This window comes from Paenibacillus sp. FSL H7-0940 (assembly GCF_037979415.1).
Lineage (GTDB): Bacteria > Bacillota > Bacilli > Paenibacillales > Paenibacillaceae > Paenibacillus > Paenibacillus amylolyticus.
In genome coordinates this window covers 2155986-2178781 of record NZ_CP150280.1, presented here as the reverse complement: position 1 = coordinate 2178781, position 22796 = coordinate 2155986, and the positions used below count along the sequence as shown (strand labels likewise).

Here is a 22796-nt window from a genome sequence, read left to right as displayed (position 1 = left end):
CCTTAACACAAATAGAGGGATATTAAAATTCGAGAAATTATATCAGATGATTATGCTGAAGTTGTTCTTTTATGGAATGATGTACTTGAAATTCGTAATGTTAATGATGCAAACTTCCTAGTGACTATGGAAGAGATGAATAAGGCCGGGAATTACAAAACATTTGTCGCATTGATAGAAAATAATGTGGTCGGTTTTGTAACTATTGTACAGTCATTATCTGTAGGAGTTCCAATTGGTTATCTACATATTCAGGCGCTTGCTGTTAAAAGGGAGTTGCAAAATAGAGGGATAGGTACAAAACTACTAAGACAGACTGAAAATTATGCTAAAGAACGGGGAATATCAAGTATTATTTTATGCAGCGGAATGAAGCGAACCGACGCCCATACTTTTTATGAGCATAACGGCTATGACAAAGATTCATATTGCTTTGATAAGATGATCGACCTAACCCATTAATTGCACTACAAAGACCCAACTCACTCTTTAAACTGAAGAGTGGAAGTTGGGCTTTTTCGGTATCGCATTAGACATATCCATTATGTAACATATTCAACCGAAGTCATTGATGGATCATATTTCTGCGGTACTGGTAGGGCGTAACTCCATATTCCACTTTGAACAACTGGATAAAATATTGATTTTTTCGGTAACCAACCATCTGGGCTATATCGGCTACACGGAGTTCCGAATCTTGAAGCAGTTGAGAAGCCTTCTCCAACCTCTTCCTGGAGATGTAGTTTGACACATTTTCGCCCGTTTCTTGTTTAAACAGTTTGGAGAAGTAAACGGGATGGAGATGTGCAACTTTCCCCAGTTCATCCAGGCTAAGGCCATGTGACAGATGGTCTTCGATATACGTTTGTACTTTGTCAACGATAGTTTGAATCGACATCTGTTTGTTGTTTCTGATCCGACTGACCCGATCCATGAGAGTTGAGGATAGTTCATCAGGATAGCGTAACTGGTTGAATATCCACTCCACGGTTTCAGAGGGATCGCGATCCTTATCCGTCAGATATACATATAGAATGGTCTCCATGAGAAAGATTATTTTTTGCTTATGGAGATGGATTTGATCATATTTTTTAATGATATTTCCCGCCGACTCCCAATCACCGCATGACGGAGAATGGTTGAATATGCCATTGAAGTCTTCTAAGTGTACGTCCTCATTAAGAAAGAACCTGTAGAACATCTGCCGGGTCACGTTTCGGTCGGTCAATGAAACGGGAGGAGACGCGACTGATTGCTCCAGTTTGATGGTCAGTTCCCCAGCAGCTTCTTCCGGAACAAGACCGAACAGTCGCGTTCCCGCAGCCCACACGAGACGATCCAATTTGTCTCCGACAGCATGTTTTATAGCATCCTCATGTTCCTGTGTGAAACCCTCCAGCTTGAAGCAGCACATACGACGATGACCTAAAAATTCAGTATACGCATCATATTGCTTCCTTAATGTCTCGTTATGACCAAGAAGTGAAAGCAGATACTCCAATCCATCGAAGTTCTCCCATGCAACAGATTGAGCGGGCCGTGTCTTTGTAATATTGTTGATGGCTTTGGACATGGCTTTCTCCACATCATCTTTGTCGACAGGTTTGAGCAAGTAGTCCAGCGCACCTAAACGAATTCCTTGTTGCGCATATTCGAACTCGGAGTAGCCGGAAAGGATGATCACTTTGGTTGATAAGTTATGTTGGTGGATATGTTGAAGCAGATCAATACCAGAGACTTCAGGCATTCGGATGTCAGTGATCAGAATATCGATGTGGTTTTGAGTCAACATGTCTCGGGCTTCAATCGAATTGGTCATCGTCTCGATCTGATCAATGCCAAAGGTGTTCCAATCGAGCAAGTGCTTCATATACTCAACGACATAATGTCCGTCATCCACGATTAATAATCGCATTAGTTATCTCCTTTCACCGTGGGAATGCTGATGAGCAGCAGGACGGACAAGCCGCCCCAATCATTAGTACAAAAATGTAACCCGCTACGTTCGCCGTACGTATTTTTCAGACGTTGATTTACATTCCAGAGCCCTATGCCTTTAATTCCTTCAGGCGGGGTATCACTCTCAAGCCGAGCCTCCAGGCTACGGATATCATCCAGTGAAAGACCTTTGCCGTCATCGGAGACCTTGATCGTTATCGCAGCTTCCGTCTGTTTGACATCAATCGTCACCCGATGGGCACCTTGTTGTCCTTCAATGCCATGTTGAATCGCATTTTCAACCACTGGCTGGATGATCAGCGGCATGAGGGGAAGGGAGGACAATTCCGACGGCAGATCAATGCTGTACTCCATTTTTTTGCTTAGAGCCATAATTATCAGGAAATGTTCCGCAAACTGAAGCTCGCTTTCCAGCGTGACTTCATGCCGGTCCAATTTGGTTAAATAACGATAATATTCAGCTAGATGTTTGCTCATGCGCATGACAGAATCAGGTGAAAACTGAGCCACCGACATGATGAAAAACAAACTGTTGTACAAAAAATGAGGATTAATCTGAGCTTGGAGTTGTTGAAGTTCCGCACTTCGTCTTAGTTCCGTTTCAGTCTTCAAGGATACGAACAGATCCTGGATCTCGGTAACCATATGATTAAAACTTCTGAACAGGCTGTAAAACTCTCTATCCGTATTTTCGGTAATACGAGTATTATGATTGCCTTGTTCGACCTGTGAAAACTTCCGCTCCAACAAACGAATATTACGGTAGTAGTTCCGATAAAACGTAAAGATCACAACCAGACCAAGCGTGAAAACGGCTAAAATACTGGCAAAAAAAACTTTACGGTTGCGGTCAATCGGTTGCAGAAAATCATTTGTCTGTGTATATGTAATCAGGTAGGCGTCGATTGATTCAATATATCGGGAAAGAACATAATAGTCGTCTGAATTGGTGTGATAATCATATTTCAAAGTGATCTCCGGCTGTGGAGAAAGTATATCAGTAACCGCTTTCAATAGATCGTTGTCGACTTCTTTCTCACTCCATAACTGATGGGAATTAAACCAAAAAAAAGCGTTTGAGCTGTCGTTGTTCACAGCCTTTTTCAGCAGATTTTTCAAATAATCGGTATTCAGCTTTACACCAACGACGTACTGAGTGGGTTCATTTTGTCCGGATTTTTGGATGTAAGGGTAGAGGGCAAAGTAATACAAGCTATTGCCGACGATTTGCCATCCCCGTTGATGAACATCCTTGAACGGAAGTCTTGCCTCCGGCGTACTGTTGGTGGACAGAAACGTTTCTTCAGACTTCCAGTAAATGCCGATCGATTCAATCGATCGACTGGATAGGAGCGTTTGCCGCAAGCGATCAACAATCTCGTTTTTCTTCATTTGGGAATCGTAATTGCTCAGTTCGATAACATGCCTCTGGTAAAACCGGACATCACTGTCTGCCGCATATTGAACTCCGTACATGTTAGCCTCGTATATAATCCCGTCCAGAATGCCTTTCACATAATCAAGCTGATTTTTGGAAGCGCCAATCAGATTTTCTTCAAGTGTCTTGGAGCTTAATCGGTTCATCACGAAAAACAAACTTAACGTCAGCAGCAGAAAAAAAACAAAGAAATAGATGAATCGCTTCATATACATTTTTCTGATCATATGTGTTTCCTTTCATATCGATAAACGTAGAAGTTTAAAATCCATATCGAATTAACTTTAATATAAGCCAAACCTTCAAAAAGCGGAAGGGCAGCAAGAGTGATAAATAAAAGCGGTTTCAAAGTGCTTCAGGGTGGGGTGATGATCTTGAAATTTTGGCATTTTGGAGTGAAAGCGCTTTTGTTAAGCTTATCTTCAAGGATCGCTTTCGAAAAGCCATCATAGAGGAGGTATGCAACATTAACGAGATTGTGCCCGCCAGATCCGCGAAAAAAACAAAAAAAAAGCTTTCCCAGCGGACTTCATTCAAAAAGGAAATCAAGAAAAGCTGGCCTTTGTACGTACTGTGTATTCCCGCATTTGTGTTTGTCTGCATCTTTTCTTATGGCCCGATGGTGGGTTTGCTCATGGCATTTCAGGACTACAAACCATGGCTTGGCATCACAGGTTCACGGTGGATCGGGTTAGATAATTTCGAACGAATTTTCCAATACAAAGAAGCGACACAAGCGATTGTTAATACACTGATTATCGCCGTTTCTAAAATTATCGTTGGTATTATCGTTCCGATCGTCATGGCTATTCTACTGAGCGAGATCCGAAATATGGGCATTAAGAAAAGTGTACAGACACTGGTGTATCTGCCACATTTCTTGTCCTGGGTTACTGTGGCAGGGTTGATGATTGACATTCTGGGATTAGACGGAGGAATCAATCACATCTTGACACGTATTTTCGGGAACGATCCCATTTACTTCTTGGGAGATCCTGATCTGTTTCGATTCACGGTTGTGATCAGCGATGTGTGGAAGAGTTTTGGCTTTGGCATGATTGTTTATCTGGCGACCATTGCGGGAATTAATCCTTCTTATTACGAAGCGGCCGAGATTGATGGTGCCACACGCCGGCAGCAAATTCGATACGTCACCTTGCCTAGCATGTTGCCTATGATTATCGTCATTTCTACGCTGAGTCTGGGCAATATTCTGGACGCGGGCTTTGATCAGGTCTTCAATCTGTACAATCCGCTTGTCTACAGTACGGGAGATATCATTGACACCTATGTCTACCGTTCATCCTTGTTAAACGGGCAATACGGCTTCGGGACCGCTGTAGGACTGTTCAAATCGGGAATTAGCTTGATCTTGATCGTTGTCTCTTACAGGCTGGCCTATAAGTATGCCAATTACAAAATATTCTAACAAGGAGGGGGAGGGATCATGTACCATAAAACGACAGGTTATAGAGTATTCTCCTATTTTAATTACGCGTTCATGATACTGGCGGGTCTGGCGTGTTTTCTTCCACTGCTTCATCTGTTGGCGCAATCTCTAAGCAGTAAAGCGGCCATTAGCGGTAATATGGTTTCATTTTGGCCGGTGGGGTTCAACGTGGATGCCTATGTAAAAACGTTCAACAATTCTAATTTCAACGGTGCCATGCTGACATCCATCACTCGAACCGTATTGGGTACAACCATCAGCATGTTTATCCTTACCTGTGCAGGATATGCCTTGTCCAAGGAATTCCGAGGACGCAATGTGCTCATGTGGTTTTTTATCTTTACCATGCTCTTCTCGGGGGGATTGATACCTTCTTACATATTGATCACAGCCCTTGGATTAAAGGATACCATCTGGGCTCTTGTGTTACCGGGCGCTTTCGGTGCTTATAATTTGATTCTTCTCGTCAATTTTTTCAAAACGATTCCAAAAGCCTTGGAAGAAGCAGCTTTCATTGACGGAGCGTCCTTTTTCGTAATTCTCAGCAAAATATATTTACCATTATCTCTGCCTGGCATCGCGACCGTATCCTTGTTCATTATGGTGGGGCACTGGAACTCCTGGTTTGACGGGATATTGTACATGTCGGATGCAAGTAAGTATCCGCTGGCTTCGTTCTTACAGACCGTTGTCGTGCAGAGCAATATGCAAAATATGGCGATGAGCCAGTCTGAGGTGGCAGCCATGTCTGAACAGAGCATCAAGGCAGCGCAAATTTTTGTCAGTACGCTGCCGATCATTTTGGTCTATCCTTTTTTACAACGATATTTCGTGAAGGGAATTGTACTAGGAGCCGTCAAAGAATAGTTAGGATGACGAAAAATTGGATCACTATATATGTTCAACTAAAATTTACACGATAACAGCGATCGGAAGGTTGTTCTGTCATCGGAGTGCCAGTGTAAATAGGCAATTAGTTGAACTTATATAGAAAACAAATTGAGTATGAGTGAAGGGGGCATGTTTCCATGAAGAAAAGAACTGATTTATGGAAAATGGTAAGTATGGTTATGCTGTCGGCTGTTCTTATGGCTGGCTGTAGCAAAGGGGAGAGTGCTTCCGAGACCGCACCGGCTTCGGTGCTTAAAGACGGAAAATATGATCCACCGTTTACAATCACCATCGCCAAACAACAGGATGAAAATGCTGGAAAGTACATCAACGGTGAGACGTTGAATGACAATGTATTGACTCGCTGGGGCGAACAAAACCTGGGTATCAAAATCCAAACCACCCTGCTGGGAGGTGATGCTTCACAATATAATACCAAGCTGCGGCTGGCACTGACGGGTTCCGAGAAGCTGCCAGACGTTCTGCCTGTCTATGACACCATGCTGGTCAATGATCTGATTGAGTCGGGGCAGGTCAAGGAGATTACAGAAGACATCTCAACCTACATGCCTGACCGGATAAAAGAAATATACAAACAATACCCGACCACCTTCAATCCAGTGGTTAGGGAGGGTAAGGTCTACGGGATGGCGATTGCGCCGAATCTGACGGAAGGCGAAGTCATGTTGATCCGTAAGGACTGGTTGGACAAATTGAATTTGAAAGCGCCAACAACGATTGAAGAGTTTGAGCAAGTCATCGCGGCGTTCACTAATGAGGACCCCGATGGGAACGGCAAGAAAGACACATACGGCTTTACATTTTCGGGGAAAGATTCCTACAATACGGGCTGGGTCAGCGATCCGGTCATGATATTCAGCGCATACACGGGCAAACACCTTCCAAGGCAATGGTATAACAACAACGGCAAACTTACTTATGGATCTGTGGCTGATGGTAACAAAGAGGCACTGGCCAAGTTACGCGATTGGTATGCAAAAGGGTATTTGAACAAAGAATTGGCCACCCAAGGGGCCTGGGATGCACTGTCTGATTTTACGGAGGGGAAAGCTGGTATCATCATTGGTCGTCCTTGGCTTTACGACAGTGTGAAGGACGTAGAGAAAAATGTGGAGGGTGCAAAAATTAGTGCTTATCCGACCATTCAAGGCGTGAACGGTGATAAGACCTATCAATCCGCCCAGTTGAACGATGGTGTGTTCATGTTTAACAAGGATTTTCAGAACATGGAAGCCTTCTTCTTGTACTACGATAAAATGTACGATGCGGCGTTCAGCACCGGGGATTTCAAGTACGGGTACGCTCAAGGATACGATTACGATATCGTTAACGATGAAGTCACTTTTGATCCAACGAAATTCAATACACCATTAGAGGCTGTACAAGGCGTTGGAAAAATGGCATTTACCAAAAATACACCGAGTGTTGATGGTCCCGGCCAATCCTACTACGATCTGGCGAATGGAGTTAAAGCCGACACGGGTGTCCTCATTCAGAGCGCCTCGAAGGATCAAACAACACAGGATGGATATCGGATTTCGTATGAAAACAGAGATGTTTTACTGCCAAATGAGTTTAACGGTCCGCCAACGCCAACGATGCAAAATGTGTGGGAACAGTTGACCACCATGGAACAGGAGACGTTCACCAAAATCATATATGGCAATGAGCCACTTGAAGCATTTGATACCTTTGTGAAACAGTGGCATGAAAAAGGCGGAGACACCGTTATCGAAGAAGTTAATGAATGGTACAACCAAGCCAGCGAGACGGATGTAATGACACTGATGAATTTGAAATAAAGTCAAGTTTCACCTGGATCAGCCTTCCGGCAACAGGAAGGTTGGTCTTCTAAAAAAGGAGATGATGAGACATGATCAAAGGTAAATCGTGGATGGCTATCGTCATTGCATTGATGTTGTTAACAGTTCATTTAACGTCCTCAGCTCAAACCGTTCACGCTGCTACTGGTGAAGAGACCAAGATCGCCGCAACACTGTTTGTCCTGAAGAATGAAACTGAAGTATCCAATGCCAAAATCCATTGGGCACCTGTCCAGGGAGCGACTGCATACGAGTTGTACAGATCCGAGAACAATGCGCCTTATACGTTATTACAGACCTTAACCGGTACAATGACGGATGATTATGACCTCAACATAGGTAGTTCGTACAAATATCAAGTGAAGTCATATGGCGGAACTTCCTTGTTAACCTCCGCTGTCTCGCCAGAATATACCCCTTACAGCCTTCCAGAGAACCTCACAACTTTTGATAACACAACGCAATCAACGCTCATGCTCCCGAATGAACTTAAAGTTGGAGACACCTACTACAGATTTAACTTTGTGCAAAAGTCATCAGGCGGTTTTGGCGAAATGATTCAACAGACGTCAACGGATGACATCAACTATGGTAACGATAAAGTGGTCCTTTCCTACACAGATCATCCCGATCTGGCGAACTCTAAATTTGAGGGGATCAATATCCTCTACCATGCGCCAACAAACAAGTTTGTTTTTTGGGCTCACTATGAAAACAGTACAGACTACACACTTGCCAGAGTATCTGTGGCTTCGACCACGCCTGGAGAAGACTTTACATTTCACAAAAGCTTTCGGCCGGAAGGGAACCAATCCCGGGATATCTCCATTTTAAAAGATGACGATGATTCGGCGTATCTGATCTCTACCGCCAATAATAATTCGGACACCATCTTATATAAGTTAACCTCCGATTGGTTGGATGTGGATCATCAAGTTTCTGTTATTTATCAAAATCAACACAGAGAACTACCCAAGATGATCAAAAAAGATGGTATTTATTATTTGTTCTCATCCCAGACGGCAGGTTGGTATCCGAGTATCCCTCTGTATTCATCAGCAACAAGCATAGACGGAGATTGGTCTGAATTACGGACGATTGGCAACACGTCAACCTTCTCGGCGCAGTCGGGTTCCGTCATGCGGGTGAAGCCAGATACGGGCAACAACGTGGTTATGGTTGCGTATCGCTGGATGTTCGGCTGGGCAGGTACGCAAAATGGAACAACAGAGGAACGACTGCTTCCCGTTTGGTTCTCTGATGGTTACGCATTTTATGATTATTTTGATCAAGTCCTTTACAACACAAGCGATGATGTTGTCGTTCCCGTTCTGAATGGAAAACTGCTGTCACAAGGTAAACCGGCAACAGCCCAAACGGTTACTGGAACAAATCCGGCAAGTTATGCTAATGATGGCAACTATCAAACCGAATGGGTAGGCACAGGCAGTTCCTGGCCACATTGGTGGAAGGTCGACCTCGGCTCTGTTCAGCAATTGAATAATGTGCAAATCTCCTGGTGGATGCAAAAAGGCTCCGAAGGTTTTTACAAATACAAAATCGAGACCAGTACGGATAATGTAAACTGGACCGTGGCATTGGATCGAACCAATAATACATCTTACGGTTTCACATCAGATACGCTATCGAGCACTGCTGCCAGGTATGTACGAATTAATATGCAAAATGCGGCACTTCATAACAATCCCAACAATTGGTACACGCCAAGACTATGGGAAGTGAAGGTATTTGGATCTGACACCAATTAATGTTGTTCTTAAAAGAAGAGAGGTAACGGTGTGAATAATCAATTAACCAATGGTGGCATCTGGAATGATTCAAGCGGTCAGCCGATCCATGCCCATGGTGGACATATGTTATTCCATGACGATTATTATTACTGGTATGGCGAAGATCGGAGGGACGATATATATGTTAGTTGTTATCGTTCCAAAGATCTATTCAACTGGGAGTTTCGAAACCATATCTTGACCACCTCTACACCAGCTGCACCCATTCGAGTTCGGACAAATCTGGCATTAGTGAACGATAAAGGTGGAAAAGTAAATCTCGAACGGCCTAAAGTGCTTTTCAACGCGGTGACCAAAAAGTTTGTACTCTGGGCTCACTATGAGAATGGTAACAATTACAACGATGCCGCATGCGCCATCGCCACATCTGATTATCCGGATAGTCATTTCGTGTATCATGGCAGCTTTAATCCGTACGGGTATATGTCGCGTGACTGCACGCTCTTTCAGGACGATGACGGGACAGCTTATTTTATTTCGTCTGCCAGAGACAATGGGGACCTGCACATCTATCGTCTGCAGGAGGATTACCTTAATGTCGAAAGTCTTATCGGAAAGCTGTGGCAGGGGGAGTATCGGGAGGCGCCAGCCGTCTTCAAGCGGAACGGGAAGTATTATATGGTGACCTCATTTTGCACGGGTTGGGCTCCCGATCAAGGGAAATACGCGATGGCTAATACGATGGATGGTCCATGGGGGATGCTCAGCGATTTTGGCGATGAAACGACGTACCAAACGCAACCAGCGTTTGTGCTGAAACGATCAGCGGAGGAGTATCTGTATTTTGCAGATCGCTGGAACGGATCGGATTATTTTCAGTCCAGCTATGTGGTACTGCCCATTGAATTCAATGGGGACATTCCGATTCTAAATGATTATTCCACATTATCTTTGCGAGAGGACGCATATCGGATTCATTTTGAACGATAATTTGAACGATAAAACGACTGATGAGAAAAGACTTTGATCCTACAGCGAATGCAGGTTCAAAGTCTTTTTGAATGAATTTTATAATTTCAAATCTAACGAATAGCGATCGCGAAGTACTGAACAATGGTGGAGCTCATGCCCAGCCATAACAAATGCAATCGATCGAGCTGAAGCAGGATTATCACTGACGATCCCTTTACAGAGCCATGCTTCCGGGGTGAGGTGACGGAGCATAAGAATGGTTGAGCGACGTATGACAGCATATTCTTCATTCAAATCAGCTACGGTATACGCATTGAAGGGATGGCTCTGCATAAGCACGTCCTGATCGTAGCCGGTATGATTCGCTTGCTCACCTCTGGCGATGCGAAGCAATCGGCTGCTCATGATGCGTTCGTTATCCAAAAGGTGACCGATGACCTCTTTCACGCTCCATTTGCCTTCGGCGTAACGATAATTTGCTTGCTCCTCTGTCAATGAAGAGAGCAAGGTTGGTATGATGTTGGCTTGTAGCTCTAAGCGTTCGATGATGTTCCCTTCAGGAACAAGCTGGATGTACCCTTCATAATAAGCTGCATATTCCTCTGTAGTTGGTCTTTCAACCATGGTAATGCCTCCTTTGTGATCATAGATCTGGAATATATTGTAGCATAAATCTTACTTCCAGCATCGAAATTGGCCCTTCCGCTTGATAGGTGGAAGGGCTGCTTCATGTAAATGGAGCAGTCTTATAGCGTTTGGTTATACCACTTCTAATCCGTACGTCGTATCCTTTTATTTTGCACAAACTTCTCTAAAACCTCAAAATCCTCCGTCACTTTTTTGAACGGCAAGGTGTCCAGCACTTGTTCCCGATAACTCTTTTTAGCGGCTGCGCTGAGACGGGAGTCAAGTATGCTGAGTATGCCGAGGTCCGTTTCACTACGAATCAAACGACCCGTTCCTTGCCGTAACCGAAGAAGCATGTCCGGTACAAACACCTCCATAAAGGGATTCTCCGTTACAGATGCCTTATATTCATAAACAGGGTCCGACGGGACAGGAAAGGGCAGGCGGAAAATAATGACCTGTGACAGGTCAGACCCCTCGATATTCACACCTTCCCAGAATACACCGGTACCCAGGAGTACACCTTTGCTTTTCCTGAAATCGGCAATGACACTTTCCTGTGATGATCCTTCTTTTTGAACATGGACTGCCCATGTGTATTCATTAGCCTTTGAGATCAACTTTTTGTGAATGTACTTCATGTCCTCTTTTGCTGAAAAAAGGACGATTGTTCTTCCTTGAGTTAGATTACAGAGTTGAACCAATTCCTTATAAGCTGCTTCAAGATAGATTTCCCGCTGGTCATGTTGGTAATAGGGAACTTTGTTCGAAATATACATCATGGCATGGTTGGTGTAGTCAAAAGGGGAGGGTTGGCGCTCTAGGAAATCTCCCTTATAACCGAGGGAGTGCGTCATATAAGAATATTGTTCCTCCAGCGTATCCCCGCCTTGGCACAGCGTTGCTGATGTTAGGATTACAGGTACCTTGCCATTGAATAAAGCGTATTTCAGAAATTGGCTTATATCTTTGGGACAGATGCTGATCGTGGCTACTCCCAGGGGACTGCTTGCCCATAAGAGATAGTTGTCCTCTATTTCAGATAAGACACGAATGAGGGTAATAAGCCCGTTGATGGCTTCAAAAGCGTCATCGATCTCCCGCTCGTGGCGTGAGGTCAAAATGGAAAGTCGCAGACTGAGATCTTTTAAATCGTTTAAGACTTGGTTTAACGGTATTCCTTTGATTTCCGACACTTTGATTCGGTCGTTATCCTGCTTGGCATGGTGGAGCAGATCCGCGTTTACCTGTTTGAAGATGCGCTCAGCGCAGTTTTTGATGAACTTGGATTGTGAGAAGAGACTTTTATCCCCGGACTGCTTCGTTAGAAGCTGCACCGTGTTATCCAGAATGCGGCAGATTCCCCGATAAGTGAACTCGAGTGTTCTGGCATCCCGAACTTTTGCTTCCAGATTATGCGCTTCATCAATGACGATCAGAGCAGGCTGTTCTGAGATGATGCTCTTGGTTCCTTCTTTTTTCTTCATCAAATCTCGTATGAGCAAGTCCTGGTTCACGATAATAAAATCAATCTCGTGAGCTTTTGCATTTAATTTCGCTCTCATATCGTAAAACAAACATGCATTTTTGTGATGACAACGTTCAAATTTGCAATCATTCACGGAAACGTGGGACCATTCAGCATCACTAATTCCAGCTTTAATATCGGCTCTTTCATCAATTTCATAATCTAATATGCGCTGGGCAAGGTTAGACACGGAGGAGTTTGCATCATTAAGACTGATCCATTCCGCTGCTCTACTTCGGCAGGCATACTGCCCCATGCCTTTTCCCACCACGGAGCGAACCGTTGAGAGTCCCAACCGGCTACCAATAGTCCTTAAATCTTTATGTATCTGTTCCGAAAGCTGAATGGAGGAGGTAGCTATAATGACTGGTTTCTGAGACATTTGATTCGTGAGCAGACTTGGGATCAGGTACGCAAAAGACTTACCGATTCCGACACCAGCTTCAATCATGGCATTATGTCCATGGATATAAGCATCGGCGATATCGAGAGACATTTCTTGCTGTCCGATCCGCTCTCTAAGGCCAATTCGGGGGAAACGGTCATATATTCGGAAGATGGCGTTAACTAGAGAACGTTCGATTTCCTTGTCCGGTTCCTGCTTATTCATTTTATAAAGTTCATTTAACCAATTCATAACGATCGCCTCTCTTCCGAATGATGATCTTCTTGTACTCACTTTGGAGACGATTTACCTCACAATGCAGTTGTAACGGCATTTTTCAATCTGGATACGCCTTCCTGTAATTGTTCATCTGACAAATGTGCAAAAGACAAATAGATACCATACTTCATACCAACAGCCGTTGAACTGCTGACTTCTGAGTATACCACACCTTGTGACCTAGCTGATTCCCGAAAGGCCTCATAAGTGGTCACATTACCTTGCCACCAACCAAACACGTGTAGACCCGCTTCATTCTCCACCCAATCAAACCATGTAGAGAGCTGCTTGTTCAAAAGTTTGAGTAACAGATGGAATTTCCGACTGTATAATCGATTCATTCTGCGCAGATGACGTTCATATTGACCACTTGTCATGAATGCAGCTAATGCCCGTTGTTCGATCAGGTTGACGGGTCTTGGCTCGTATAATGCCTGTGCCTTTCTAAAGGTATCTGCCAAGGTAGGGGGAAGAACCACATAACCAAGTCGTACTTCTAAAGGCAAGGTTTTGGTAAAACTACCCAGGTAGATTACACATCCTGCTTTATCGAGTGTTTTCAGTGGTTCAACATGCATTCCGCGATATCGGAATTCACTATCATAATCATCCTCAACAATCATGGCATCATTTCGCTGTGCCCAGTCCAGCAAGGTTTGTCTGCGTTCCAGACTGAGCATTTCACCAGTAGGAAACTGTCGTGACGGCGTGACAAACAACATACGCGCTTCCCAGTCTTGGGGCACAACGCCCTGACCATCGAGATTGGCTTCAATCAACTTTGCACCCGCAGCCAATATGGCTTTAGAAATCCCGACATAACAAGGACTCTCTGTCACTACATAATCCCCAGGATCTGCAAGTAATTGAGTGAGTAGAGCTATAGCTTGCATGGAGCCTGCAGTTACTGCAATATGATCCGGATCGACTTGAATGCCCCGCATCCTCCGCAGATAGGCAGCAATGGCTTCTCTCAATTTTGGATCCCCGGTTGAACTAACCATGGCAGAGGTTGTTTTCAGGTGATGCTCACGCTGCCTTATCTCTGCATACAATCGATTATTCCATTCATCGTAAGGAAACTTGGAGAAATCAGGTTGATATTTGCTAAAGTCGATCACTTCGTCACTATCCATTCTGGAATCATGTGTATGAGCATTAGATGTTGCATTTCTTTGAATCGTCTGCTGTTCAAACTGCTGAATACGATTTCCCCAGGCGGATAAGTGATGCGTACAAGCTTTCTCGGTGGACGCATTATTGTTCAAATCCAACTGATAAGCAACAAAGGTTCCTCTTCCATGCTCTGAATGAATGTAACCTTGAGCAGTCAACGTATCATAAACCTGATTCACGGTTCCTCTGGAAATGTGATACGTCGCAGCTAACTCTCGAGTAGAGGGTAACTTCTCGCCATGTATAAGATTTCCTTCATGAATAGCATCACGAATAGCGTGATATAGAGCCTTCATCTTTGTATATTTTCGGTTCAAATATGAACTGTAAGCTACATGAAATTGCATAGGACCTCCAGAGTTATCATTGAAGTGGTACAATAAAAACCAAAAATATTGGATCTTTTTATATGACCAATCTCATTCTATACTAAATCATAGATTAGAGCGATGCCTTTATTGAAAACCACCCAAAGTTAATAGGAGGAATACAATCATGCAAACAGGTACAGATCGTGTAAAAAGAGGAATGGCTGAGATGCAAAAAGGTGGCGTCATCATGGACGTTATGAATGCAGAGCAAGCTAAAATTGCTGAGGCGGCAGGGGCAACAGCTGTTATGGCTCTGGAGCGGGTACCTTCCGATATTCGCGCAGCCGGCGGTGTAGCTCGTATGGCAGATCCAACCATCGTTGAAGAGGTTATGAAGGTTGTATCTATCCCGGTTATGGCCAAAGCACGTATCGGTCATTACATAGAAGCCAAAGTGCTTGAATCCCTGGGTGTGGACTATCTCGATGAAAGTGAAGTTCTTACACCTGCGGACGAAGTGTTCCATATCGATAAACATGAGTTTACTGTACCATTTGTATGTGGAGCCAAAGATTTGGGAGAGGCTCTTCGCCGTATTGGTGAGGGCGCATCGATGATTCGTACAAAAGGTGAGCCTGGAACGGGCAACATTGTTGAGGCAGTTCGTCATATGCGTCTGATTAACAGCCAGCTCCGTAAAGTGCAAAACATGTCCAAAGATGAGCTGTACGCTGAAGCAAAAAATCTGGGTGTAGCTTATGAGTTGCTGCGCGAAGTTCATGAAAATGGCAAACTTCCTGTCGTTAACTTTGCAGCAGGCGGTGTAGCTACTCCGGCAGACGCAGCATTAATGATGCACCTGGGAGCAGACGGTGTGTTTGTAGGATCAGGTATTTTCAAATCCGATAGCCCGGAGAAATTCGCTCGTGCAATCGTTGAAGCGACAACACATTACACGGATTACAAACTGATTGCCGAAGTATCCAAAAACTTGGGCGCCCCGATGAAAGGGATCGAAATTTCTAAATTGGCTCCAGAAGATCGCATGTCCAACCGCGGTTGGTAAGAGCAGATAGAACAACTGGAGAATAAATAGTATCAAGCAAAGCCGATCAATGGATACAAATTGATCGGCTTTTTTGGTTATTCATGACGAAAGTAAAAGCAAAGACGGAGAGGAGAATGTCCATTTTCTTGTCAATTGAGAATGATTATAATTATCATTTACGAGATTCGACATTTGTTGTATACTGACAATAACTATTTTACATAATGCATAAATAGAAAATTAAGGATTTAAAAGGGAGAGAATTAAATGTCTACACACTTTAAAAAAGGAATGTTATTTTGTTTTATTGCTGCACTTGTTGTTGTACTTGCAGCCTGCTCCAATAGTAATGATGGTAGCGATCAGGCAAACAATAACTCGCAGCAAGCAACGAAAAATGTTGCTGAGAAGACATCGGATGAAGCCGCTTCAGGTGCTGCTCAAACAACGTATCCATTAACCGTTTCTAACTATACGACTGAAAATGGAACATGGGTGGCTAAAGAACAAACCTTCGATAAAGCACCTGAACGAGTAGTTGCCAATACCCAAGGTGCAGCCGAGCTGATGATTCGCCTTGGTTTGACAGACAAACTTGTAGGTGTAGCTGCGTTGTTTGGTAGTGTACCTGAAGATATTGCGGACGAGTTTAAACAAATTCCTGTGCTAGCTGAAGGCTATGTAGGCAAGGAAGTGACAATAGGGGCTACGCCTGACCTGGTTGTTGGTCGTGGTGGATTGTTTGAGGATGCGGACTGGGGTGTTGGTACAGTAAGCAGCTTGAATGATATGGGGATCAAAACATATGTACAAAGCACCAGTGTTCCTGATGCATCGTTAGATAGTCTGTATCAGGATATTACTGAATTAGGTGAGATATTCAACGTACAAGCCAATGCAGTGGCATATATTGAGACGCTAAAAGCACGCGAGAATGCCTTGTCGGCCCGAGCTAGCGCTGAAACGATCAACTATGCATCATTTTCGGATAATGGTGATGGAACGATTGGAATCTACAACGGAAATGGTGATACGTTTATTGAAAGTGCAATGTCATTAATCAATATGCATAATATGCTGATTAATGAAACTGGCACACTTAGTCTGGAGAAGTTAATCGAGATTAATCCGGATGCAATGATTATTTCGAGGTATGCAGGTGGTATTGATCCTGAGCAGACGATTGAGAAGCTGCTTGCCAACAAACAGGTACAAAACATTAACGCAGTTAAAAACAAAAAAATCTACATTATTGATTTCAACAACTTCTGGGGTTACGGGGATTCCATCTTCACAGGTGTTGAAGGACTCGCTGATGATCTCGGGTTGTAATGAAGCCAAGAATAAAAACATAGTACCATTAAAAGTCGCTATTTTAGCGGCTTTTTTTGTTATCAGGGACCAAATTCCTGTTTCAAGCTGTTCCCGGTCAGCCCGAATGATAGCGAGAATGAAGTGAACACTCTATTTTAATACGAATTGACTTGTGAATGTATTATCGGTATAGTGTGAATCAGTTCACACTTCATATTAAGGAGTAATCTATGCCAAAAAATACTTTCTTTCGTTTAGACGAAGCAAGGCGTGAGGAAATATCGAATAGCGCTATGCATCTTTTTGTTGATAATCTCTACGAGGATATAACTATGAAGATGGTTTTGGATAGTTTGTCCATGCACCCCGGAACATTTTATCGGTATTTTGAAGACAAAGATGACCTTTATTGTCACTTAATACGTAATGTGACCCAGAAAAGAGCTGCATATTTTAGTAACAGTAATGAAGATTCCCTTTACAGCTATTTCCTTACTGGCTTATTTGGTAACGTTAGTGGCATGGTGACCGAGCCACTGAATGAGTTGGAAATCAAACTGACTAAAACATTTTCATATATTCCTGAGGACATTTTGCTGAAAGTATATGTGAATGTGTTAAAGGGCGAGTCATTCCCCATGATCAAGGACATTTTACGCCGAATGAGGGTTGATGGATATCTCCGACCGGATGTTGACGACGACCTGATTTCTTTTATGTTTGAGTCAATGCAACTTAATTTAATCTTGTTCTTTCGGGAATTCGATATTAAGGACTCTGAGCTGCAACATAAGATCAGCAAGTACTTTGCTGAATTTATGGGCCATGGGCTGCTTGAAGATCATAAATATTCTGAAATGGTTAGCGATCTCAAGGGGGAAAGAAAATGAAAACCTATGACGTATTTCCAGAACCAATTGGCGCCTATACTGTCGGTCGAACCCAGATGGATTTTGAGTACACGGCATCAGATTACTCCAAAAGAGAACTGACCGCTTTTGTGTACTATCCGTCCGACAGTAGCGAAGGTAAGACTACATCAACGTACATGTTTCCTGAAGTCTACGAGATGTTTCATGAGCAGCCACTTGTCACTGCGTTGAAGGATGTTTTCTCTATAGATATCAAGACCCAGTGTTACGACGACCTTGCTCTTTCCGGGAAGGAAAAGCGCTATCCAGTGTTATTCTATGTTTGCGGCGGGGGCGGTTCTCCAGAATGGGGGACAGTGCTCTGTACAGACTTGGCAAGCATGGGGTATGTTGTGGTAAGCATCGGCCATCAGAATAGCACGATGTATAAACGTAAAGATGGGCGCCTGTTTAATGTATCCAAGGATTTTTCGGATGTCATTACAGCGTTTGGTGAAGATCCGGAGATGCTGGCGTTGGCTGGTAAGATGGAGATGCGGCCTGACGATGAAACTGCCATTGAGATGTGCCGTAACGTGCTTGCACTGCCGATACTTTCCAACATAACAGAGTATAGTGAATCACAGGCAGAAGATGTGAGGTATGTAGCCGATTATCTTTACAAACTGGACTCTGGAGAGCTGAATTCCATCTTTAAGGGCAGATTGTTGCTTGACATCGGCATGGGTATAGTCGGACATTCTTATGGAGGGCCTACGACGGCGATGGTTTGCCGGGATGACGACCGATTCGCCTGCGGGATTGGTTTGGATAGCGGTGCGTTTGGACTTCTTGACAGCGATATTAAGAAACCCTTCTTGTTCCTGTTTTGTGAACCTAACTATAATATGAATGCGATTATTGGCGCTAACAATAGCATGGAAACCTATTATTTCTCAGTTGATCGTGTTGCACATTTGGATTACTGTGACATCGTGTTTACCAGTGTTAATGAGGAACTCAGAGGTGAACGGGATGTTATGGAGATGCGAAATATTGTTACAGACTATGCGAAGAACTTTTTTGATCATTACATACAACAGAAGGCAGTAAGTGTGGAAAGTCTGGCATACGATGGTGTGGAATTGATCAGGAAGACCAGCAACAAGTGACATAACCGAGAGACTACTGATTAATATATGTCAATTAATGCATGTCAAAGAGCTAGCCGTACAGACGCAGAGCCGATAACCCCTATTACGCGGTTATCGGCTCTCTGATATTGCAAATTGACATCCTGGTTCCAATAACTGACGCTTATTCGGCCTTAGTCCCGCCAGTGTTTACTTCGCTTCCAGGCTCCATCAACATGATATGACATTCCTTTTCGGCGGAAGGTTTGATCTCGACTCCCTTAGGCACAATATACATCTCGCCCTTGGAAATCTTCACTTGCCCATCACGAAAATCAATTATCATTTCCCCTTCGAGCACAAAAAATAACTTGTCAGTCTCCTCATGAACATGCCACTCAAAATCTCCAGCAATCTTAACGATCTTAAATTGATAGTCATTCATTTCACCAATGAGTTTCGGAGACCAAAGATCGTTTAATTTCGAAAATTCCTCATTTAATTTAATTGCTTGATAGTGCATCGTCATTCCTCCTGTGTATTAATCCTATATGTTCAGTATACTGATCTAAGCTTTTGTATAACATGGATGCCTATTGAAATCAGGATGGATTATTGATGAACTTCAGACGATACTCCGTAGGAGAAATACCATATTGTTTCTTAAACACTCTGCTAAAATAAAAGGGGTCAGCAATGCCAACGGTTTCGGCAATCTGTTGTACAGACGCATCACTTGCCAATAACATTTGCTGTGCCATGTTTATACGATATTTCAATACATATTCTGCTGGACCCATACCTGCATGTCTTCTAAACACGTAGGAAAGTCGATTTCGATTAACGTTATTTTGTTCTGCAAGCGATGCGACAGTCAGATTTTGATCATAGTATTCTTGGATATAGGTAGAGACCCGTTCGAATAAAACATCTGTTTCACAACTGTTTTGCTTATGATCAACACATATTAAAGTCTCATTCAGTACATCGCGAAACAGCATCTCGGTCTGAAACTTTGAAATACCTCCACGCTGGTTATACACATGCCAAAGACGCGTGATTAATTCGATCAGACGTGGAGACTGACCCGTTGATAATTCAAAATGCTGATGGGAAAAGCTTGTCTCTTCGAGGTCCGAACTACATATCCGGTATAAAACGAGGATATATTCCCAGTCCGTTCTATGAAACACGGTTTGATCCAGTTTCATTTTCGCGCCCCCATGTACAACTTTTCCTGGTGAAAAAATATAGGGTGTACCATCAAATTGAAATTGTATTTTTCCTGTAAGAGGAAATACAAATCCAGGAAAAGAATCGGTATAGTCAGCCTGGGGAACCCCTGGATTTCTAGCATATCGATATACTCCTTCGACTTGAAAAGGAATGTGTGCAAAATGCGCTGCTAACTGATTAACGTCTACTTTCACATTACGTACCTCATTTCAAAAGTGTTTGCCGGTCATTCTAAGATAAATCGTTGTGCACCTTACTCCAACATTATTGATAACGATTATCACTGTCAACATATATAATGAAAAAGAAAGCTCTTTTTTACATATGGGCAATAGAATCCATCTTGTGTTAACATGTGCACTAACTAATCCAATTGTTTGCTAGAGAAGGGGAACCCATGTCAATTCGAATAAAAATGCTATTGTCCTTCACGGGCATGCTTGTTATAAGTCTACTGTTCATCCTGCTTACGGCAAGTCTGTATACGATTGCGGCTACAGGGGATCTACAGAGTTTCCGCGATATTTACAAGGTACATTATCAGATCAACCCCCTGACTGAGCAGGGAGAATCGATCTTTCAAGAGATGAAGTTTCTGGCCAAAAATGACCCTGATGACCTGCAGAACAAGGTTTTGCTACGTGAATATGATATGAAGCTTCGAGCTGAGAAGTCAGGGCTCTACATCAGACGAGAGAATAGTCAGATCTTCGAATCGCTGACCTTCAACCAGCCAGAACTGAAGCAAGCACTGCCTGCCTATGATCTTAACAATTATCAGATTCGGAGCACCTTCAATATTGGTGAGCGATTTTACGCGTATGCAAAATTTGATTTTCAATATTCAGATGGGGAACGGGGGAGTATCTTTGTCATCCGTGAGAGAAGCCCCTTTGCGGAGCTTACTCGCAAGTTACTGCCTGTGATGTCATTCCTGCTTATTGGTGTCCTCATCATTGCAAACCTGCTCTTGTTCCGCTGGATCACGCGCAGCTTCATTAAACCCTTGAATCAACTACGAAGTTCAGCCGAACATATCAAGGATGGCAATCTATCCTTTGAACTTCAGCTAAACTCCAATGACGAGGTTGGTCAACTCAGCGAAGCGTTTGAAAGCATGCGGAATCAATTACAGCTCTCCTATGCGTTACGTCAGCAGGACGAAGTGAACCGCAAAGAACTCATCTCCAACATTTCGCATGATCTCCGTACGCCGATTACCAATATCAAAGGGTACATTGAGGGTATTCGTGACGGAGTGGCTAATACTCCAGAGAAAATGGAGAGTTACGTTAATATCATTCACTCCAAAGCAGTTAGCATGGATAAGCTGGTGGATGAACTGTTTTTGTATTCCAAGCTCGACTTGAACCAAGAGCCTTTCCTGTTCAAAACAGTTGATCTCGCTGATTTCCTTGAAGATAGCATCGAAGAGCTGAGATATGATCTGGAGGATAAAGGTGTTGTCTTAGCGTGGAATAACCAGGTGTCTGGTCCCGCCATGGCTGCTGTGGATCCGGAGAAGTTAAAACGTACCGTTGTCAATGTGGTGGATAATGCACTCAAATACATGGAGAATGAACACAAACGATTCGAGATTACACTTCAAGCTGATGAGAAATGGATTACGATGGGCTTTAAAGATAATGGCAGGGGAATACCTGAAGAGGCACTGCCTTATATATTTGAACGCTTCTATCGTGCAGAACAATCCCGGAATTCCTCAACGGGCGGAAGTGGGCTCGGGCTAGCGATTGCCCGCCAAATCATTGATGGACATGGGGGCTTCATCTGGGCTGAAAGCCAGCCCAATGATGGCACGAGTATATATATCAAACTGAAACGGCTGAATGAAGAGAGGGATTAATGAGTAATGGCAAACATTTTGATCATTGAAGATGAAACAACGATTGCGGAACTGGAACGGGATTATTTTGAGCTCAACGGATTTTCCGTGGATCTCTGCCATACTGGAGATGAAGGTCTGAAGCAGGCACTGGAGGGGGACTATAATCTGATCATTGTTGATCTGATGCTTCCGGGACTCGACGGCTTCGAATGTTGCAGGCGTATTCGCGAGGTAAAAGAGGTGCCCATCCTTGTCGTTTCCGCAAAAAAGGAAGAAATCGATAAGATCCGGACATTTAATCTGGGAGTGGATGACTTTATTACAAAACCGTTCAGCCCAAGTGAGCTGGTTGCACGAGCAAAGGCTCATTTGACCCGATACGAGAGACTACTTGGCAAAAACAAACCAGCTGAGCAGGATGAAATCCACATTCGCGGACTTCACATTGACAAAGGATCACGCCGCGTTTTTGTTAATGGAGAAGAGGTGGCGATTACAACCAAGGAATTCGAGTTACTTGTATTTCTTGCGAGTCATCCCAACCGTGTATTCAGCAAATCCGATCTGTTCGAGCGGATCTGGGGCATGGATTCCACCGGAGACATTGCAACGGTTACTGTCCATATTCGCAAACTGCGCGGCAAGCTGGAGACAGACCCCAAAAATCCGGAGTATATTGAAACCGTCTGGGGTGCAGGCTATCGATTTACTGCATAAGTTTCGTGAAAATTTAGAGCCAGTTTATATTTTGTTA

General features: G+C 43.5%; 19 protein-coding genes. 12 read left to right on the top strand and 7 right to left on the bottom strand.

Annotated elements, in window-relative coordinates; translation table 11 throughout:
• Positions 1 to 126: 126 nt before the first annotated feature.
• Positions 127 to 462, top strand: coding sequence for a GNAT family N-acetyltransferase (locus MHB71_RS09590; protein WP_340030154.1), 336 nt, complete (start codon positions 127 to 129; stop codon positions 460 to 462).
• Between the two features lie 103 nt (positions 463 to 565).
• Here the strand turns inward: MHB71_RS09590 and MHB71_RS09585 are convergent, their stop codons facing one another.
• Positions 566 to 1915: a response regulator gene (locus tag MHB71_RS09585; RefSeq protein WP_340029416.1), complete on the bottom strand. Its 1350-nt coding sequence runs from the start codon at positions 1913 to 1915 to the stop codon at positions 566 to 568.
• Positions 1915 to 3624 (bottom strand): histidine kinase, encoded by a 1710-nt coding sequence (locus MHB71_RS09580; protein WP_340029415.1) that lies wholly within the window; start codon positions 3622 to 3624, stop codon positions 1915 to 1917. The genes MHB71_RS09585 and MHB71_RS09580 overlap by 1 nt, the downstream gene beginning before the upstream one ends.
• 317 nt (positions 3625 to 3941) lie before the next feature.
• Here MHB71_RS09580 and MHB71_RS09575 point away from each other — a divergent pair, with 317 nt between their 5' ends.
• The 5 genes from MHB71_RS09575 (at position 3942) to MHB71_RS09555 (ending at position 10323) form a co-directional block, all read left to right on the top strand.
• Positions 3942 to 4826, top strand: coding sequence for an ABC transporter permease subunit (locus tag MHB71_RS09575; protein WP_036616097.1), 885 nt, complete (start codon positions 3942 to 3944; stop codon positions 4824 to 4826).
• A gap of 18 nt (positions 4827 to 4844) precedes the next feature.
• Positions 4845 to 5714, top strand: coding sequence for a carbohydrate ABC transporter permease (locus MHB71_RS09570; protein WP_017688372.1), 870 nt, complete (start codon positions 4845 to 4847; stop codon positions 5712 to 5714).
• A 161-nt stretch (positions 5715 to 5875) separates the two neighbouring features.
• A complete protein-coding gene (locus MHB71_RS09565; RefSeq protein ID WP_340029414.1) occupies positions 5876 to 7561 on the top strand; it encodes a hypothetical protein in 1686 nt (561 codons plus the stop codon).
• 71 nt (positions 7562 to 7632) lie between these two features.
• Positions 7633 to 9351: a discoidin domain-containing protein gene (locus MHB71_RS09560; protein WP_340029413.1), complete on the top strand. Its 1719-nt coding sequence runs from the start codon at positions 7633 to 7635 to the stop codon at positions 9349 to 9351.
• 30 nt (positions 9352 to 9381) lie between these two features.
• Positions 9382 to 10323 (top strand): family 43 glycosylhydrolase, encoded by a 942-nt coding sequence (locus tag MHB71_RS09555; RefSeq protein WP_340029412.1) that lies wholly within the window; start codon positions 9382 to 9384, stop codon positions 10321 to 10323.
• Between the two features lie 78 nt (positions 10324 to 10401).
• On the opposite strand, the gene MHB71_RS09550 is transcribed toward MHB71_RS09555, so the two are convergent.
• From MHB71_RS09550 to MHB71_RS09540, 3 genes are all read right to left on the bottom strand, one after another.
• The gene (locus MHB71_RS09550; protein WP_340029411.1) at positions 10402 to 10929 is read right to left on the bottom strand and encodes a DinB family protein; all 528 of its coding nucleotides are present in this window, start codon (positions 10927 to 10929) and stop codon (positions 10402 to 10404) included.
• A 146-nt stretch (positions 10930 to 11075) separates the two neighbouring features.
• On the bottom strand, positions 11076 to 13097 hold the full coding sequence (locus tag MHB71_RS09545) for an ATP-dependent DNA helicase (protein ID WP_340029410.1): 2022 nt from the start codon (positions 13095 to 13097) through the stop codon (positions 11076 to 11078).
• 59 nt (positions 13098 to 13156) lie between these two features.
• Positions 13157 to 14647: a PLP-dependent aminotransferase family protein gene (locus tag MHB71_RS09540; RefSeq protein ID WP_340029409.1), complete on the bottom strand. Its 1491-nt coding sequence runs from the start codon at positions 14645 to 14647 to the stop codon at positions 13157 to 13159.
• A gap of 145 nt (positions 14648 to 14792) precedes the next feature.
• Here MHB71_RS09540 and pdxS point away from each other — a divergent pair, with 145 nt between their 5' ends.
• The 4 genes from pdxS (at position 14793) to MHB71_RS09520 (ending at position 18996) form a co-directional block, all read left to right on the top strand.
• A complete protein-coding gene (gene pdxS, locus MHB71_RS09535; protein ID WP_200868523.1) occupies positions 14793 to 15677 on the top strand; it encodes a pyridoxal 5'-phosphate synthase lyase subunit PdxS in 885 nt (294 codons plus the stop codon).
• Between the two features lie 249 nt (positions 15678 to 15926).
• Positions 15927 to 16991 (top strand): ABC transporter substrate-binding protein, encoded by a 1065-nt coding sequence (locus MHB71_RS09530; RefSeq protein ID WP_340029408.1) that lies wholly within the window; start codon positions 15927 to 15929, stop codon positions 16989 to 16991.
• A 212-nt stretch (positions 16992 to 17203) separates the two neighbouring features.
• Entirely contained in the window at positions 17204 to 17863 is a 660-nt protein-coding gene (locus tag MHB71_RS09525; protein ID WP_340029407.1) for a TetR/AcrR family transcriptional regulator, read from the top strand.
• On the top strand, positions 17860 to 18996 hold the full coding sequence (locus tag MHB71_RS09520; protein ID WP_340029406.1) for a choline esterase: 1137 nt from the start codon (positions 17860 to 17862) through the stop codon (positions 18994 to 18996). The genes MHB71_RS09525 and MHB71_RS09520 overlap by 4 nt, the downstream gene beginning before the upstream one ends.
• A 145-nt stretch (positions 18997 to 19141) precedes the next feature.
• Here MHB71_RS09520 and MHB71_RS09515 read toward each other — a convergent pair whose 3' ends face one another.
• Together MHB71_RS09515 and MHB71_RS09510 are read right to left on the bottom strand one after the other, a co-directional pair.
• Positions 19142 to 19480 (bottom strand): cupin domain-containing protein, encoded by a 339-nt coding sequence (locus tag MHB71_RS09515; RefSeq protein WP_074095159.1) that lies wholly within the window; start codon positions 19478 to 19480, stop codon positions 19142 to 19144.
• 79 nt (positions 19481 to 19559) lie between these two features.
• Positions 19560 to 20387, bottom strand: a complete 828-nt coding sequence (locus tag MHB71_RS09510; protein WP_340029405.1) for an AraC family transcriptional regulator — start codon at positions 20385 to 20387, stop codon at positions 19560 to 19562.
• Between the two features lie 203 nt (positions 20388 to 20590).
• On the opposite strand from MHB71_RS09510, the gene MHB71_RS09505 reads away from it, so the two are divergent.
• Together MHB71_RS09505 and MHB71_RS09500 are read left to right on the top strand one after the other, a co-directional pair.
• The gene (locus tag MHB71_RS09505; RefSeq protein WP_340029404.1) at positions 20591 to 22060 is read left to right on the top strand and encodes a HAMP domain-containing sensor histidine kinase; all 1470 of its coding nucleotides are present in this window, start codon (positions 20591 to 20593) and stop codon (positions 22058 to 22060) included.
• Positions 22061 to 22066: 6 nt separating this feature from the next.
• A complete protein-coding gene (locus tag MHB71_RS09500; protein ID WP_047843050.1) occupies positions 22067 to 22759 on the top strand; it encodes a response regulator transcription factor in 693 nt (230 codons plus the stop codon).
• The last annotated feature ends 37 nt before the right edge of the window (positions 22760 to 22796 follow it).